This window comes from Nocardioides sp., from assembly GCF_031397825.1.
In the GTDB taxonomy this organism is placed as follows: Bacteria; Actinomycetota; Actinomycetes; order Propionibacteriales; family Nocardioidaceae; genus Nocardioides.
Genome location: NZ_JANNML010000190.1, coordinates 1 through 13,910, shown reverse-complemented (window position 1 = coordinate 13,910; position 13,910 = coordinate 1). Strand labels below are relative to the sequence as shown.

Annotated in this window: 14 protein-coding genes; 5 read left to right on the top strand and 9 right to left on the bottom strand. The window is 71.3% G+C overall.

Features of this window, described 5'->3' with window-relative positions:
- Nucleotides 1-20 precede the first annotated feature (20 nt).
- Genes RMN98_RS16230 through RMN98_RS16215 form a run of 4 tightly spaced genes read left to right on the top strand, consistent with a single transcriptional unit; the run spans nucleotide 21 to nucleotide 4,064 of the window.
- On the top strand, nucleotides 21-665 hold the full coding sequence (locus RMN98_RS16230) for a hypothetical protein (RefSeq protein WP_309649854.1): 645 nt from the start codon (nucleotides 21-23) through the stop codon (nucleotides 663-665).
- A 40-nt stretch (nucleotides 666-705) separates the two neighbouring features.
- Nucleotides 706-1,878 carry an acyl-CoA dehydrogenase family protein gene (locus tag RMN98_RS16225; protein ID WP_309649853.1) on the top strand — a complete coding sequence of 391 codons (1,173 nt, stop codon included), beginning with the start codon at nucleotides 706-708 and terminating at the stop codon, nucleotides 1,876-1,878.
- Between the two features lie 34 nt (nucleotides 1,879-1,912).
- The gene (locus tag RMN98_RS16220) at nucleotides 1,913-2,911 is read left to right on the top strand and encodes a glycoside hydrolase family 6 protein (RefSeq protein ID WP_309649852.1); all 999 of its coding nucleotides are present in this window, start codon (nucleotides 1,913-1,915) and stop codon (nucleotides 2,909-2,911) included.
- 55 nt (nucleotides 2,912-2,966) lie between these two features.
- Entirely contained in the window at nucleotides 2,967-4,064 is a 1,098-nt protein-coding gene (locus tag RMN98_RS16215) for a response regulator (protein WP_309649851.1), read from the top strand.
- A 15-nt stretch (nucleotides 4,065-4,079) separates the two neighbouring features.
- Here RMN98_RS16215 and RMN98_RS16210 read toward each other — a convergent pair whose 3' ends face one another.
- The 6 genes from RMN98_RS16210 to RMN98_RS16185 all read right to left on the bottom strand — a co-directional run bounded on the left by RMN98_RS16210 (nucleotide 4,080) and on the right by RMN98_RS16185 (nucleotide 9,878).
- Nucleotides 4,080-4,802 carry a hypothetical protein gene (locus RMN98_RS16210; protein ID WP_309649850.1) on the bottom strand — a complete coding sequence of 241 codons (723 nt, stop codon included), beginning with the start codon at nucleotides 4,800-4,802 and terminating at the stop codon, nucleotides 4,080-4,082.
- A complete protein-coding gene (locus RMN98_RS16205; RefSeq protein ID WP_309649849.1) occupies nucleotides 4,799-6,295 on the bottom strand; it encodes a glycosyltransferase family 2 protein in 1,497 nt (498 codons plus the stop codon). The genes RMN98_RS16210 and RMN98_RS16205 overlap by 4 nt, the downstream gene beginning before the upstream one ends.
- A gap of 100 nt (nucleotides 6,296-6,395) precedes the next feature.
- Complete coding sequence (locus RMN98_RS16200; protein WP_309649848.1) at nucleotides 6,396-7,004, bottom strand: Maf family protein; 609 nt, start codon at nucleotides 7,002-7,004, stop codon at nucleotides 6,396-6,398.
- 84 nt (nucleotides 7,005-7,088) lie between these two features.
- Nucleotides 7,089-7,559 carry a YdeI/OmpD-associated family protein gene (locus RMN98_RS16195; protein ID WP_309649847.1) on the bottom strand — a complete coding sequence of 157 codons (471 nt, stop codon included), beginning with the start codon at nucleotides 7,557-7,559 and terminating at the stop codon, nucleotides 7,089-7,091.
- Nucleotides 7,560-7,604: 45 nt separating this feature from the next.
- Entirely contained in the window at nucleotides 7,605-9,281 is a 1,677-nt protein-coding gene (locus RMN98_RS16190; protein WP_309649846.1) for a DUF885 domain-containing protein, read from the bottom strand.
- A 9-nt stretch (nucleotides 9,282-9,290) separates the two neighbouring features.
- Entirely contained in the window at nucleotides 9,291-9,878 is a 588-nt protein-coding gene (locus tag RMN98_RS16185; RefSeq protein ID WP_309649845.1) for a TetR/AcrR family transcriptional regulator, read from the bottom strand.
- Between the two features lie 77 nt (nucleotides 9,879-9,955).
- On the opposite strand from RMN98_RS16185, the gene RMN98_RS16180 reads away from it, so the two are divergent.
- Nucleotides 9,956-11,389 (top strand): MFS transporter, encoded by a 1,434-nt coding sequence (locus tag RMN98_RS16180; RefSeq protein ID WP_309649844.1) that lies wholly within the window; start codon nucleotides 9,956-9,958, stop codon nucleotides 11,387-11,389.
- Here RMN98_RS16180 and RMN98_RS16175 read toward each other — a convergent pair whose 3' ends face one another.
- The 3 genes from RMN98_RS16175 to RMN98_RS16165 all read right to left on the bottom strand — a co-directional run.
- Nucleotides 11,390-13,099 carry an alkaline phosphatase D family protein gene (locus RMN98_RS16175; protein ID WP_309649843.1) on the bottom strand — a complete coding sequence of 570 codons (1,710 nt, stop codon included), beginning with the start codon at nucleotides 13,097-13,099 and terminating at the stop codon, nucleotides 11,390-11,392.
- Between the two features lie 31 nt (nucleotides 13,100-13,130).
- Nucleotides 13,131-13,382, bottom strand: coding sequence for an acyl-CoA carboxylase epsilon subunit (locus RMN98_RS16170; RefSeq protein WP_309649842.1), 252 nt, complete (start codon nucleotides 13,380-13,382; stop codon nucleotides 13,131-13,133).
- Nucleotides 13,382-13,910, bottom strand: a 529-nt coding sequence (locus tag RMN98_RS16165; protein WP_309649841.1) for a carboxyl transferase domain-containing protein, incomplete at its 5' end; no start/stop codon positions are given. The genes RMN98_RS16165 and RMN98_RS16170, both read right to left, overlap by 1 nt.

Genomic DNA, 13,910 nt, shown 5'->3' with positions numbered 1-13,910 from the left:
TCGGTGCCTATAGTCATCGGGTGGCACCACGACAGGGCTTCTGGCGCGAACCGTCCGGCACCCCGACCTCGGAGGCGATCGCCCTCGAGGCCTGGGTCAAGGAGACCTACGACCTGCTCGGCACCGTCGCGTTCGACTACCACGGCGTGATCACGACCACCGACCTCGGCGAGCGGGTGCAGGAGGCCAGCGGCATCCGCACCAGCCGGCCGGAGACGGCCTGGCTCGCCAAGGTGCTGCTCCCGGTCGCCCACCTGTGCCGCCGCAACGGTGAGCCGCCGCTGACCGCGCTGGTGGTCGATCCCCGCACGGGCTGGGTGGGGGAGGCCTACGACGACGTGCTGCGCGCCGCCGACCAGCTGCCGATCCTTGAGCCGGTCAAGCGCGAGATGCACGCGTCCGCCGCCCGGCTCGAGTGCTACCGCTGGGCCGGCTCCGCTCCGGCCGGCGGCGGGGAGCCGGCCGCGGTCCCCGAGCCGATCAGCAGACGGGCACGGGCTCCGCGACCGGCCGGCACGGGTGCTGCCCCACGGACCCCGCGGGTCGCAGCCCCTCCGAAGCCCGTCGTGAAGCCGAGGATCGCCGCCTCGGACCGGCCGGTCACCGTGTGCCCGACCTGCTTCATGGCCGTGCCCGCGACCGGGCTGTGCGACAACTGCGACTGACCTGGTTAACAAACGCTAACCACCCGGCTAGCATGGGGTCATGAGCTTCGACCTGAGCCGAGAGCACGAGGAGTTCCGCCGCAGCGTCCGCGAGTTCGCGGAGGCCGAGATCGCGCCGTACGCCGCGCAGTGGGACCGCGACCACCACTTCCCGGTGGACGTCGTGCAGCAGATGGGCAAGCTCGGTCTCTTCGGGTTGACCGCGCCGGAGGAGTTCGGCGGGGCCGGCGAGGACGGCGACTTCACCAGCCTGTGCGTTGCCATCGAGGAGATCGGCCGCGTCGACCAGTCGATGGGGATCACCCTGCAGGCAGGCGTGGGACTGGGGATCAACCCGATCCTCACCTACGGCACCGACGAGCAGAAGCAGCGCTGGCTGCCCGAGCTCGTGGCAGGGGAGAAGCTCGCGGGCTTCGGTCTCACCGAGCCCGGCGCCGGCTCCGACGCCGGTGCCACCCGCACCAAGGCCGAGCTGCACGACGGTGAGTGGGTCGTCAACGGCTCCAAGCAGTTCATCACCAACTCCGGCTCCGAGATCACCAGCCTGGTCAACGTCACCGCCCGCACCGGCACCCGCGAGGACGGCAAGCCCGCGATCTCGGTGATCATGCTGCCCGCCGGCACTCCCGGCTTCACCGCCGAGAAGGCCTACGACAAGCTCGGCTGGCACGCCTCCGACACCCACCCGCTCTCCTTCGAGGACGCCCGCGTGCCGGCCGACCACCTCCTCGGCGCCGAGGGCCGTGGCTACGCGCAGTTCCTCGCCACGCTCGACGACGGCCGGGTCGCGATCTCGGCGCTCTCGGTCGGCTGCATCCAGGCCTGCCTCGACATGGCGCTGGCCTACGCGGGGGAGCGCCAGACCTTCGGTGGCCCGATCGGACGCAAGCAGGGGGTGGCCTTCCAGATCGCCGACCTCGAGACGATGCTCCACGCGAGCCGGCTGCTGACCTACCGGGCCGCCTGGCTCAAGGACTCCGGCGCACCGATGAAGGACTTCAAGCAGGCCGCCTCGGTGGCCAAGCTCTACAGCACCGAGTCGGCCGTCACCGCGACGCGCATCGCCACGCAGGTCTTCGGCGGCTACGGCTTCATGGAGGAGTACCCCGTCGCCCGCTTCTACCGCGACGCCAAGGTGCTCGAGATCGGCGAGGGGACCTCCGAGGTCCAGCGCATGCTCATCGCCCGGGGTCTCGGCCTGCCGGTCGAGTGACGTGGGTGCACCACCTCGACGGCATGATGGGCACGTGCTCCTGACCCCACGTCTGCTGGTGCTCGTCAGCCTCTCCCTGACGACGCTGCTCGCCGGCTGCGGTGGCGGTCGCACGGACGTGCCCGGGGACACGGTGGCGACACCCACCCTGGCGCCGGCCGAGGGCAACCCGTTCGCCGCCGGTGCCCCGTTCGCCGACCCCGACTCGCGCGCGGCCCGGGCCCTCGCGCAGGCGGAGCAGAACGGCGACACCGAGTCCGCTCGTGTCTACACCCGGCTCGCCGAGACGTCGGCCGGCATCTGGCTGACGCCCGAGGAGTACCCACCCGGCAAGGTCGCCGCAAAGGTGGGCTCGGTCGCGGCCGAGGCGGCCGCTGCCGGGCAGGTTCCCACCTTCGTCGTCTACGGCATCCCGGACCGCGACTGCACCGGTGGCTTCTCCGCCGGCGGGCTCCCCGCAGCGCAGTACGGCCCGTGGGTGCAGGAGATCGCGACGGCGGCAGCCGGTGCGGTCGCGGTCGTCGAGCCCGACGCCCTCGCCTCCGCGCTCGAGTGCGACCGGCGTGACCAGCGGGTGCGCCTGATCCGCGACGCCGTCGACCGGCTTCGGTCCGCCGGAGTCACGACGTACGTCGACGGGGGGCACTCCCACTGGATCGACCCGGTCGCCCTCGCGGGCCTGCTGCGCGAGGTGGGGGTGGAGTCGGTGCGCGGCTTCGCGGCCAACGTCTCCAACTACCAGACCGACGAGGACGAGCGGGCCTTCGCCGACGAGCTCAGCGGGCTGCTGGGCGGGGTGCACTACGTCATCGACAGCGGCCGCAACGGCCGCGGGTCGATCGACGAGTGGTGCAACCCGCCGGGTCGGGCCTTCGGGCGGGACCCGGAGGTCGTGGACGACGGCTCCGGGCTCGACGCCTACCTGTGGGTGAAGCCGCCGGGCGAGAGCGACGGCGAGTGCCAGGGCGGTCCGGCAGCCGGTGAGTTCTGGCCCGAGCGCACCTTGGAGATGGCTGCCGCTTCCGGTTGGTGACGACCAGACCCGCGCCGAAGCCACGGGTGAACACCCTGTTCGTTAGGGTGAGTCCATGGTGGGGAATGAGTGGACCGCGGTCATCATCGAGGACGATCCCGACGTCCGGGACCTCATCGAGATCGTGCTGACCCAGTCGGGCTTCCACACGGTCGTGGCCGAGGACGGGGTCGCCGGCGTGGAAGCCGTCCGCACGCACAACCCGCTGATCACCACGCTGGACGTCAACATGCCGGGCATGGACGGCTTCGCCGTGGCCAAGCGGTTGCGCGACTTCAGCAGCACCTACCTGATCTTCATCACCTCCCTGGGCGACGAGATCGACGTGGTCCAGGGCTTCGAGGCCGGTGCCGACGACTACCTCGTCAAGCCGTTCCGCCCCCGCGAGCTGCGCGCCCGCGCCGACTCGATGCTGCGCCGACCCCGCGCCCGACAGGACACCCCGGCCGGACCGAGCCAGGCTGCAGCGCCGCCGGCACCCGAGCCCGTCGCCCCGGTCCAGCCGCCCGCGGAGTCGTGGGCTGCCAAGGCTGCTCGCGAGCTGAAGGCCGGTCTCTCGCCGGCGCCGTTCGTCCAGCCCGTCCAGGCACCCCAGCCGGTCCAGCAGCCCGCGCCCCCGGTCGCCCCGCAGCAGCCGGCCTCGGTCGTGCCGCAGGCGCCCCAGCCACCGACCCCGGTCTACGAGGCACCTCCGGCACCGGTCTACCAGCCCGCTGCCCCGGCCTACGAGCCGTCGGCTCCCGCGCCCCAGCAGTCGGTCAGCCCGCCTCCGGCCCAGCCGGTGACCCCTGGGGTCGCACACGGTGGAGCGGTCGCCCCGGGAGAGGGCGGCTGGCTGCGCTTCAACGGACTGGCCCTCAACGCCGAGACCCGCGTCGTCAGCGTCGGCGGCGGCTCGGTGGACCTGACACGCGCCGAGTTCGACCTGCTCGCCTCGTTGCTGGGCACCGGTCGTCGCGTGCGCAGCAAGGCCGACCTGGTGCTGACGATGCGCGGCCAGCAGTACGTCACGTCGTACTTCGTCAACGAGGCCGACAAGCGTGCCGTCGAGACCAACATCACCAGCCTGCGGCGCAAGCTCGGTGACGACGGCGCCGTGCCTCGCTTCATCGAGACCGTCCGCGGCGTCGGCTACCGGATCGCCGAGGCCTGAGCCCCGGCCTGCTCGTCAGTTGGCGTTGACGGGGATCCGGGCCACCTGGGTCGGCTTGGTCGACTCGAAGATGGCGATCGGGACGGTCTGCTTGATCTCGCGCTTGGTGAAGCGGTCGCTGCCGGGCGACTCCTGCACCCACACGGTCGCGGTGAACATCAGGTCGATGCCGCGGGTGTCGAGCGGCACGGGCCGGATCTTCTGGTTGCGGAGCTCGAAAGCGCCCTTGGGCGAGGTGATGATCATGCCGTACTTGGTCGTGATCGGCTCGGGGTCAAAGGTGATCCTGCGCGCCTCGGCGTCGAGCCGGTAGGGCGTGGCGGTGCCGCGACCCTGGGCGGTCTTGGTGACCGAGGTGACCCGGATCTGCTCGAGGTAGACCTTGCGCTTGGTCCTGTAGGGGTCGCGCAGGGCGCGGTCCAGGTCGTAGGCCTGGAAGGTGAACGAGAAGAACTTGTTGCCCTTGGGGTACCACTCGTTGGTGCGCGGGGTCGACTTGGTCGGGTAGAGCGTGTAGACGAAGTCGACTCCGTTGATGTCGATGTGGGACTGGAACGTGCCGTCGCGGGTGAACTGCGAGTCGTAGGGCGTCTCGGTGGCCGTCGGCGACGGGGTCCCGCTGGGCTCGGCGGTCGGGTCGGTGTCGTCCCCGCTGAGCATCGAGCAACCCGAGAGGGCGACGGAGAGGAGTAGGGTGATGAGCGCGGCCCGCGGGCCGCGTCGCAGTGTGGTGGTCATGCCTTGAACCCTCGGTATCGCTTGCTTCCCTTGATCAGCATCCACGCAGTCTGCAGCACGGTGATGACACCCAGGATGGGCCACCCCACCGCGAGGATGTCGGACTGCAGCTGGATGGGGAGCTGGACCCAGGCGAACCCGGCCGCGACGAAGAGGACCAGCAGCACCAGGAACGGGTAGAGCCAGGCGGTGCCCTTGCCCCGCTCGGCCTTGGCCTGCGCGGCCCAGTTGTCGGTCTGCTGCCTGCTGAAGAACTTCAACCAGGCGCGGACGAAGTGCCCCATCCGGATCCACATGTAGACCTCGGCCGGTGCCAGGAGCATCGCGAAGAGGTAGTCGCGCCTGTTGGCGAACTCCATCGAGCGGGCGACGCGCCAGTTGAGCAGCACCGCGGAGGTCGGCGGGATCAGCCACAGCGGGCTGAAGACGTAGGCGCTGATCGAGAGCGACCCGGCCAGCAGCAGGGCGAACATCAGGCGGGTCACGATGTTGACGACCATCGACATGTGCTCGAACCAGCGCAGGCGCAGGTTGGGGTGCAGCGGCTGGCCCTTGGTGTCGCCGCGCTGACCGGGCCACATCAGGTCGATGGCGCCGAAGTTCCACTTCACCTGCTGGGCGTCGAGCGATCGCAGCGTGGTCATGCCGCCCACGTGGGCCCGGGCGAAGGCGCTGATCTTGGTGAGGTAGCCGGCGCTCTTGATCTGCAGCGAGAGCAGCGAGTCCTCGACCTCGGAGTCCTTGACCCACGGCGTGCGCTGGTGGCTGTCACGCATGACGTCGCGCAGCGCCTGGGTGGAGAAGATGGAGAACTGGCCCCCGAGGACCGCCATGTTGCGGCCCTTGAGCAGGTTCTGCATGTTGAAGGCGGAGAACTGCGCGCGCTGGCCGGCGATGAGGAACTTGGCCATCGGGCCGTCGAGTGCGCTGTCGTCGATCGAGTAGATGGCCGAGATGCCGCCGATGCGGTCGTCGCTGGCGATCTCGTCGACGAGGTGCTGGATCGCGTCGGGCTCGGGGGTGGTGTCGCCGTCGACGCCGAGCAGGAAGTCCATGTGCTCGACCAGCGAGTAGCCGTAGTTGAGGGCGCCGACCTTCTTGTCGGGGTTCTTGCCGATGTCGTGGACGTAGACGATCGTGCTCTGCTCGCCCGAGGCCGTCATGCGGGTGTGGGGGCCGGCGTAGTGGCTGGCGATCTCGACGGACTCGTCGCTGGTGTTGTTGACGATGACGTGGATCGTGTCGGGCAGGCGGGTCTGCTGGAGGAGCGAGTCCAGCACGCCGGAGATCGTCTCGCCCTCGTTGTAGGCCGGGATGATGCAGCCCACGCTGGGGCGGTAGGTCGGCAGGTCGTCGACCGCGTCGAGGAAGCTGCTCTCGTAGGCGGCGAGGCTCGGGTCCGGGGTGCGCACGTAGTCGTCACCGACGACGGTGAGCGCCTCGGTGGTCTGCGGAGGCAGCGCCGAGTCGCGGCCGTTCGTGTTGCCGTTCACGTGGAAGACCCCTCTGGCTCTCAGACCCTGGTGTCCCCCAGTCTGCGGGGCCACCCTCAAGGGTGACCGGGCAGTTCCTCCATCATTCCTCAAGATCTGCTCAAGCAGGCCCGGTTCGCCAGAGCCCGGTCCACGAACCGCCCAGCTCGGCGACGAGCGAGCGCACCAGGGGCAGGCTCACGCCGACCACGTTGTGGAAGTCGCCCTCGATGCCCGTCACGAAGGCGCCGCCCAGCCCGTCGACGGTGAAGGCGCCCGCCACGTGCAGCGGCTCACCCGTGGCGACATAGGCCTCGATCTCCTCGTCGGTGACGTCGGCGAAGTGCACGGTGGTCGACGCCGTGGCCGCAGCGACGCGTCCGGAGGTGACCGCCCGCAGGCTGTGCCCGGTGTGAAGCACCCCGGAGCGTCCCCGCATCGCCTGCCACCGGCGGCGGGCGTCGGCCGCGTCGGTCGGTTTGCCCAGCGCGGCGCCGTCGAGCTCGAGCACGGAGTCGCAGCCCAGCACCAGGGCGCCCTCAGGCAGGTCGTCGCGTCCCGCGACGGCGGCGCACTTCAGCTCGGCCAGCTGGAGCGCGAGCTCGGCGGGGGGCAGCCCCTCGAGCTGGGACTCGTCGACGCCGGAGACGATCACCAGCGGGTCCATGCCGGCGCTGCGCAGGGTCGCGAGGCGGGCGGGGGAGGCGGAGGCGAGGACGAACGTGGTCACGGCGTCAGCCTAGGACGAGCACCGGATGACCTCACGCGGCGTGTCCGGACGACCGTGTCGTGGGGCGCCATCGCGCGCTGGGTGTCAGTGAGGGGCGAGATCCCGGACGAGCGCCTCGATCCGGCGCCGTCGGGTCTCGGATCTCGCCGCCTCCTCGACCGGCTGCAGCAGCCGCCGTCGCTCGGCGGGCGGCTTCGACTCGAACGCGGCGAGGCGCCCCGCGTCGGCGAGGGCGTCCCGCAGGTCCGGGGGCAGGGGCACGTGGTCGGGATCGGCCGGGCGCAGGCGGCACCTGACCACCTCGCCGGGACCGACAGCGAGGCGACGCTGCAGACCCTTGCCGACGTAGGCGAACGCATCCGGCATGACGTCGGCGCGATTGACTCCCATGTTGACCGCCACGTCCTCGACCGTGCCCTCGACGCGTCGGGTCCGTCGGGTTCGGGCGGCCTCCTCGAGGGAGGCGTCGAGACGGATCACGGTGTAGACGTTGCGCCCCCAGGCCAAGGGCTCGACGAGGGCGTCGAACTCGATCCAGATCCGATCGCCGGTCATGCCAGACAGTCTGCCGCGGTCACCAGGTCACCGGCCGACTCCCGGTCAGATCCGGGCGAGGGCGGCCTTGAGCGGGTCGAGCCCCAGGGAGCCGAGGTCGAGCGCTGCCCGGTGGAAGGCCTTGAGGTCGAAGGCCTCCCCCTGGCGGGCGCGGGCCTCGTCGCGTGCCTCGAGCCAGATGCGCTCGCCGACCTTGTAGGACGGCGCCTGTCCCGGCCACCCGAGGTAGCGCTTGACCTCGAAGTCGATGACGGCCGGCTCCATCGAGCAGTGCTGACCCATGAACTCGCGCCCGAGGGCGGGCGTCCAGGTCTCGTCGGGGTGGAAGCCGAACGGGTTGTCGGCGGGGATGGTGAGCTCGAGGTGCATGCCGATGTCGATGATGACCCGAGCCGCGCGGAAGGCCTGGCCGTCGAGCATCCCGAGCCGGTCGGCCGGGTCGGCGAGGTAGCCGAGGTCGTCCATCAGCCGCTCGGCGTAGAGCGCCCACCCCTCACCGTGACCGCTGACCCAGCACATGAGGCGCTGCCAGCGGTTGAGCAGGTCCTGGCGCACGGCGGTCTGGCCGACCTGGAGGTGGTGGCCGGGCACGCCCTCGTGGAAGACCGTCGTGACCTCGCGCCAGGGGGAGAACGACGTGATGCCGTCCGGGACCGACCACCACATCCGCCCCGGCCGCACGAAGTCCTCCGAGGGACCGGTGTAGTAGATGCCGCCGTCGTTGGTGGGAGCCAGGCAGCACTCGATGGTGCGGATCTGCTCGGGGATGTCGAAGTGGGTGCCGTCCAGGTCCGCGACGGTGCGGTCCGCGAGGTCCTGCATCCAGTCGCGGAACTCCTCGCGCCCCTCGATGCGGCGGGCCGGGTCGGCGTCGAGGTGCGCGATGGCCTCGGGGAGCGAGGCGCCCGGCAGGACCCGGTCGGCGGTGGCCGCCATGTCGTCGGAGAGACGCTTGAGCTCCTCCCAGCCCCAGGCGTAGGTCTGCTCGAGGTCGACCTCGGCACCCAGGAAGCGCCGCGACTCCAGGGCGTACCGCTCGCGACCGACCGCCTCCTTGGCGCGGCCGCGCGGGGCGAGGTCGTGCTCGAGGAAGCGGCCGAGGTCGGCGAAGGCCGCGGTGGCGGCCGTGGCGTGGTCGGTGAGGGATCGCTGCAGGGACTGGGGTCCGCGGGCCGCGAGACCGGCGAAGAAGTCGCCCCCGGCGCCCTCCTGCCCGGTCCACCCGCGCACCTGCTGGGCCACCTCGACGTACTGCCGGGTCGCGACGACGTGGCCCTGCGCTGCCTCCTCCTCGAGCGTGGCGCGGAACCCGCGCAGGCGCTCGGGGATCGCGGCCAGTCGGCTGTCGACGTGGGTCCAGGCCTCCTCGCCGTCGGTCGACATCAGGTCGAAGACCTGCCGCAGCTCGTGCAGCGGGCTGTCGATGACGCTGACCTGGCACCGCAGCGTCCCGGCGTCCATGATCTCGATCTCGAGCCCCAGCCGCTCGAGGAACGCCTCGCGCGCGACCGTCTCGCGCTCGTCGACGGGCGTGGCCGCGGCGACGTCGGCGTAGGCGGTGCGGGTGACCTGCTCGCGCTCCGCGAAGCCGTCGGGGGAGTAGTCGGGCAGCTCCCCCTCGTGACCGGCCACACCGAGGTAGGTCGCGAGGACCGGGTCGAGGGAGCAGGAGCGGACGAGGTGGGCCTCGCTGGCGGTGTCGATGGCGCGCTCGGTCGTCACCTCTCGACCCTAGTCAGGCACGGCGAGCGCGGGAAGCATCTCGCCGAAGGCGCAGGTGGTGAGGCCGAAGATGTCGTCGCCGTCGACGGCGTGCTCGGGGGCGTGCATCGACATCATCACGTTGAGCAGCATGCCCTGGGCGATGAAGTCCTTGGCCCGGTCGGGCTCGCAGCCGGTCGTCATCAGCGTCTGGTAGATCGCGCCCATCCCGGCACGGGCCTGGGCGCCGATCTCGGGCTCACCGCCGGCGGAAAAGCCGTGCATGAGGACCTGGAGGAAGTCGCGGTCGGTGAGGAGGGCGCCGTAGGCGAGTCCGAGGTGCTCCCAGACGTCCTCGTCGGGGGCGAGGTCCTGGGCGAGGACGTCCTCGAAGGCGGTGCGGATCTGGTCGGAGGCGCGGGCGAAGACCGCGAGGAAGAGCTCGAGCTTGGTGCCGAAGATCCGGACGACGTAGGGCTGCGAGACGCCGGCCTCCTTGGCGACCGCGTCGGTGCTGGTGCCGTGGAAGCCGCCCCGCGCAAAGGCGCGGGTGGCGGCGTGGAGGACGAGCTCGCGCCGGTCCTCGGCGCTCATCCGGGGAATCGGGGCGGCGTTCATGCTTGACAGGTTATCACTCGATTACTTAGCCTTCGCACTAAGTAATCATTCAATGCCTTCTTGGCAAGGAGTCCACGATGACCACACTCGTCCCACCCGTCGCCGTCTCGGACGACCCCGCCCTCGTCGCCCCCACGCGACGTCGGGTGCCGGTCTGGCTGGCGATCCTCGCCGCGTCCCTGCCGATGTTCATGGCCACGCTCGACAACCTCGTCATGACCAGCGCCCTGCCGGTCGTCCAGGCCGACCTGGGCTCCTCGGTGAGCCAGCTGTCGTGGTTCATGAACGCCTACACGCTCACCTTCGCCACCTTCATGCTGCCCGCCGCTACGTTGGGGGACCGGCTCGGTCGGCGCCGGATGATGCTGGCCGGGCTGGCCCTCTTCACGCTCGCGTCGATCGCCTCGGCGCTGTCGACGACCTCGGAGGCGCTCATCGCGGCGCGGGCCGTGCAGGGTCTCGGCGCCGCCGCGATCATGCCCCTGTCCCTGACCCTGCTCGCCGCGGCCGTGCCACCGGCACGTCGCGCGGTCGCGATCGGCGTGTGGGGCGGCGTGTCCGGCCTGGGTGTCGCGCTCGGCCCCGTCGTCGGTGGTGCGGTCGTGGAGGGGGTCAGCTGGCAGGCGATCTTCTGGCTCAACGTGCCTGTCGCGCTGGTCGCGGGTCCGCTGCTCCTGCTGGCGGTGCGTGAGTCCCGCGGTGTGTGGCAGCCCCTCGACCTGGTGGGCACCGCCCTCCTCGGTGGCGCGGTCTCCCTCGGCATCTGGGGCATCGTGCACGGCAACGACGACGGATGGGGCTCGCTCGGGGTCCTCGGCCCGCTGGTGCTCGCGGCCCTGCTGCTCCCGTCGTACGTCGGGTGGGCGCGAGGGCGTGCCCACGCCGTGCTGCCGCTGCGTCTCTTCTCCTCGCGCGGCTTCTCGGTCGCCAACGCGATCGGGCTGTTCTTCACGCTCGGGATGTTCGGCACGGTCTTCCTGCTGGCGCAGTACCTCCAGGTCGTGCAGGGCTACAGTCCGCTCGAGGCCGGATTGCGCACGCTGCCGTGGACCGCCGCCCCGATGGTCGTGGCGCCGATCGCCGGTGCGCTGGCCGGGCGGTTGGGCTTGCGCTCGCTGCTGCTGACCGGCCTGGTGCTGCAGTCGGCGTCGCTGGTGTGGTTCGCCGCACTCACCGAGAGCGCGGCCGGCTACTCCTCCTTCGTGCTGCCGCTGGCGATGGCCGGTGTCGGCATGGGGCTGACCTTCGCGCCCAGCGCCACGGCGGTGCTCGAGGGGCTGCCCGAGGACGACTTCGCGATCGCCAGCTCGGCCAACTCCACGATCCGTGAGTTCGGCGTGGCGCTGGGCATCGCGGTGCTGACCGCTGTCTTCCTCGGAAACGGCGGCCAGCTGACGCCGACCGGCTACGACGGCGCGATCGGCGCGGCACTGCTGACCGGGGCCGGTGCGGTCGCGGTGGCCGTGGTCGCCGCGATCTTCGCGCCCGGTCGGGTGCGCGCGTCGGACTGATCAGTCGACAGTGAGGTCGGCGACGGTCACGAGCCGCGGGTGCTCGTGGTCGTCGCCATCGACCTGTCCCTTGGCCCACCACATGCGCAGGCCGCGGCCGGTGACCTCGAGGGTCGCGAGGTTGTTGTCGAACCACGGGCCCTTGAGCAGCTTCCACGTCATCGGCGCGTTGGGCACCTTCGCCGAGCGCGCCACCACGTGCCCGAGCGGCCCGGCGACGCCGTAGGACAGGAACGCCGTGGCGAAGCGCCACTTGCGCGACAGCGGGTTGCGGATGGGGGAGCAGACCGCCTGGATGATGCGGCTGCGGGTGGGTGCCTGCCCGCGGTTGCCGCGGCGGGTCGGGCGGGCCTCGGACACATAGCTGTGGTGGACGTCGCCCGAGAGGAAGGTGACCGTCTCCGGGGCGTCACCGCGCTCGCCACGGGCCACCTCCAGCACCATGGCGGTGACCGTCTGGAAGGCCTCCTGGAAGGCGGCCCAGTGCTCGAGGTCCGCGGCCTGGCGGATCGTCTCGCCCCGCTTGGCCAGGCGCCGGCCCCAGGCGCCACCGGCCAGCGCCTCGCTGAAGGCCTCCACGTAGTGGAGCCCCGGCGCGAGCAGGAACGGCAGCGACGTGCCGATCAGCAGGTGGTCGAAGCCGCCGCAGAGCTGCCCGTCGAGCCAGGCGAGCTCGTCGTCGTCGAGGAGGCTGCGGTGCTCGGGCTCGAGCACCCGCGCGGCGCGGGAGTCGACGACGACCAGCCGCGCCTGGGTGCCGAAGTCGCGCGCGAAGCTCCAGCGGTAGGACGACGGCTCCTGGTCGGCGCGGTCGGCGAAGGCATCGATCAGGGCGCTGGCGTCGTACTCGTGGGTGCCGTCGTGACCGACGATGCGCTGCCAGATCTCGTCCTGGGCACGCTCGTCGGGGGAGAGGTTGCCCAGGTGCTGGTGCACCCAGTAGGACCCCAGGCCTGCGACGATCCGCCCGTGCCACCAGTCGGTGGCCTCCATCTCGTCCTTCCAGGCGCGCGAGGTGTTCCAGTCGTCGCGGACGTCGTGGTCGTCGAAGATCATCGCCGTCGGCACCGTCGAGAGCAGCCAGCGGTTGGCCGGGTCGGTCCAGGCGAGGCAGTAGAGGTGGGCGTACTCCTCGTAGTCCTTGAGCTCGGCCCAGGGCGCCTGCTCGATGTCACGACGCGACTCGATGAACTCCTTCATCTCCTGGGTCGTCTCGTCGGCGTAGACCTGGTCGCCGAGGAAGAGCACCAGGTCCGGCCAGCGCACCTGGTCGCCCGGGTCGGGGTCCTCGGGGTGCGCGGTGTCGGTCACGCCGGCCATGCGCAGCGCGTAGGCACGCAGGGCGTCGACGCCGTGGGTGTCGTTGCCGGCCTTGTCGTGGCCCACCGAGGTGCGGCAGGACCCGAAGGCCATGCGCAGCGGCTTGGCGTGGTCGAGCGTCGGGATCACCGAGGGCGGGTAGGGCGAGTCGGCCGGCGGCCAGACGCGCTCGCCGTCGATGCTCACGGTGTAGGGCGTCTTGGTGCCGCGCTCCAGTCCGTCGACGCACACCAGTGCGTAGTGGTGGTCGTGCACGCGGAAGGTCCGCGCGCTGCCGGAGTGCTCGCCCGCCGTCACCGTCACGGTGCTCGCCGACGCGGTCTCCACCCACACGCTCGCGCTCGTCTCGTCAACGTGGCGCAGCAGCGGCCCGAGCCTCAGAGCAGTCATGTGCCGCAGCGTTTCACATGGCACGCACGACTCAGCGCGGCAGCCCGCTCGCCCGCCAGCCACCCGGCCCGTGGGGCAGCGCCTGGCGGACCTTGCGGTGCGGCGACTGCCACTCCGGCGTACGACGGGCGGGCGCGGCGTCGTCGGAGCCGAGGGCCGCGAAGACCGCGACCAGCGCCGCGACCTCCTCCGGGGTGGCGTCGCTGCCGATGACCCGCAGCAGCGGTCGGGTCTGCGCAGCGGCCTCCGCCGTGGCCCCGCCGGCGTCGTCGTGCTCGGCCATCAGAGCGGGATGTTCCCGTGCTTCTTGGCCGGCAGCGTGACCCGCTTGGAGCGGAGCAGACGCAGGGCCCGGACGATCTCGATGCGGGTCTCGTGGGGGGTGATGACCGCGTCGATGTAGCCGCGCTCGGCCGCGATGTAGGGGTTGGCCAGCGTGGTCTCGTACTCGTCGATCAGCTCGGCGCGCCGCGCCTCGACGTCCCCGCCGTCCTTCTCGACCTGGGCGAGCTCCTTGCGGTGCACGATGTTGGCCGCCCCCTGGGCGCCCATGACGGCGATCTGGGCGGTCGGCCAGGCCACGTTGATGTCGGCGCCGAGGTGCTTGGAGCCCATGACGTCGTAGGCGCCGCCGTAGGCCTTGCGGGTGATGACGGTGACCAGCGGGACCGTGGCCTCGGAGTAGGCGTAGATCAGCTTGGCGCCGCGGCGGATGATGCCGTTCCACTCCTGGTCGGTGCCGGGCAGGAAGCCGGGCACGTCGACGAACGTGAGGACGGGGATGTTGAAGGCGTCGCAGGTGCGCACGAAG

Coding starts and splice junctions, on each gene's coding strand:
- RMN98_RS16225 (WP_309649853.1), top strand. CDS start 706: ATGAGCTTCGACCTGAGCCGAGAGCACGAGGAGTTCCGCCGCAGCGTC.
- RMN98_RS16215 (WP_309649851.1), top strand. CDS start 2,967: ATGGTGGGGAATGAGTGGACCGCGGTCATCATCGAGGACGATCCCGAC.
- RMN98_RS16210 (WP_309649850.1), bottom strand. CDS start 4,802: ATGACCACCACACTGCGACGCGGCCCGCGGGCCGCGCTCATCACCCTA.
- RMN98_RS16195 (WP_309649847.1), bottom strand. CDS start 7,559: ATGACCGGCGATCGGATCTGGATCGAGTTCGACGCCCTCGTCGAGCCC.
- RMN98_RS16185 (WP_309649845.1), bottom strand. CDS start 9,878: ATGAACGCCGCCCCGATTCCCCGGATGAGCGCCGAGGACCGGCGCGAG.
- RMN98_RS16180 (WP_309649844.1), top strand. CDS start 9,956: ATGACCACACTCGTCCCACCCGTCGCCGTCTCGGACGACCCCGCCCTC.
- RMN98_RS16175 (WP_309649843.1), bottom strand. CDS start 13,099: ATGACTGCTCTGAGGCTCGGGCCGCTGCTGCGCCACGTTGACGAGACG.
- RMN98_RS16170 (WP_309649842.1), bottom strand. CDS start 13,382: ATGGCCGAGCACGACGACGCCGGCGGGGCCACGGCGGAGGCCGCTGCG.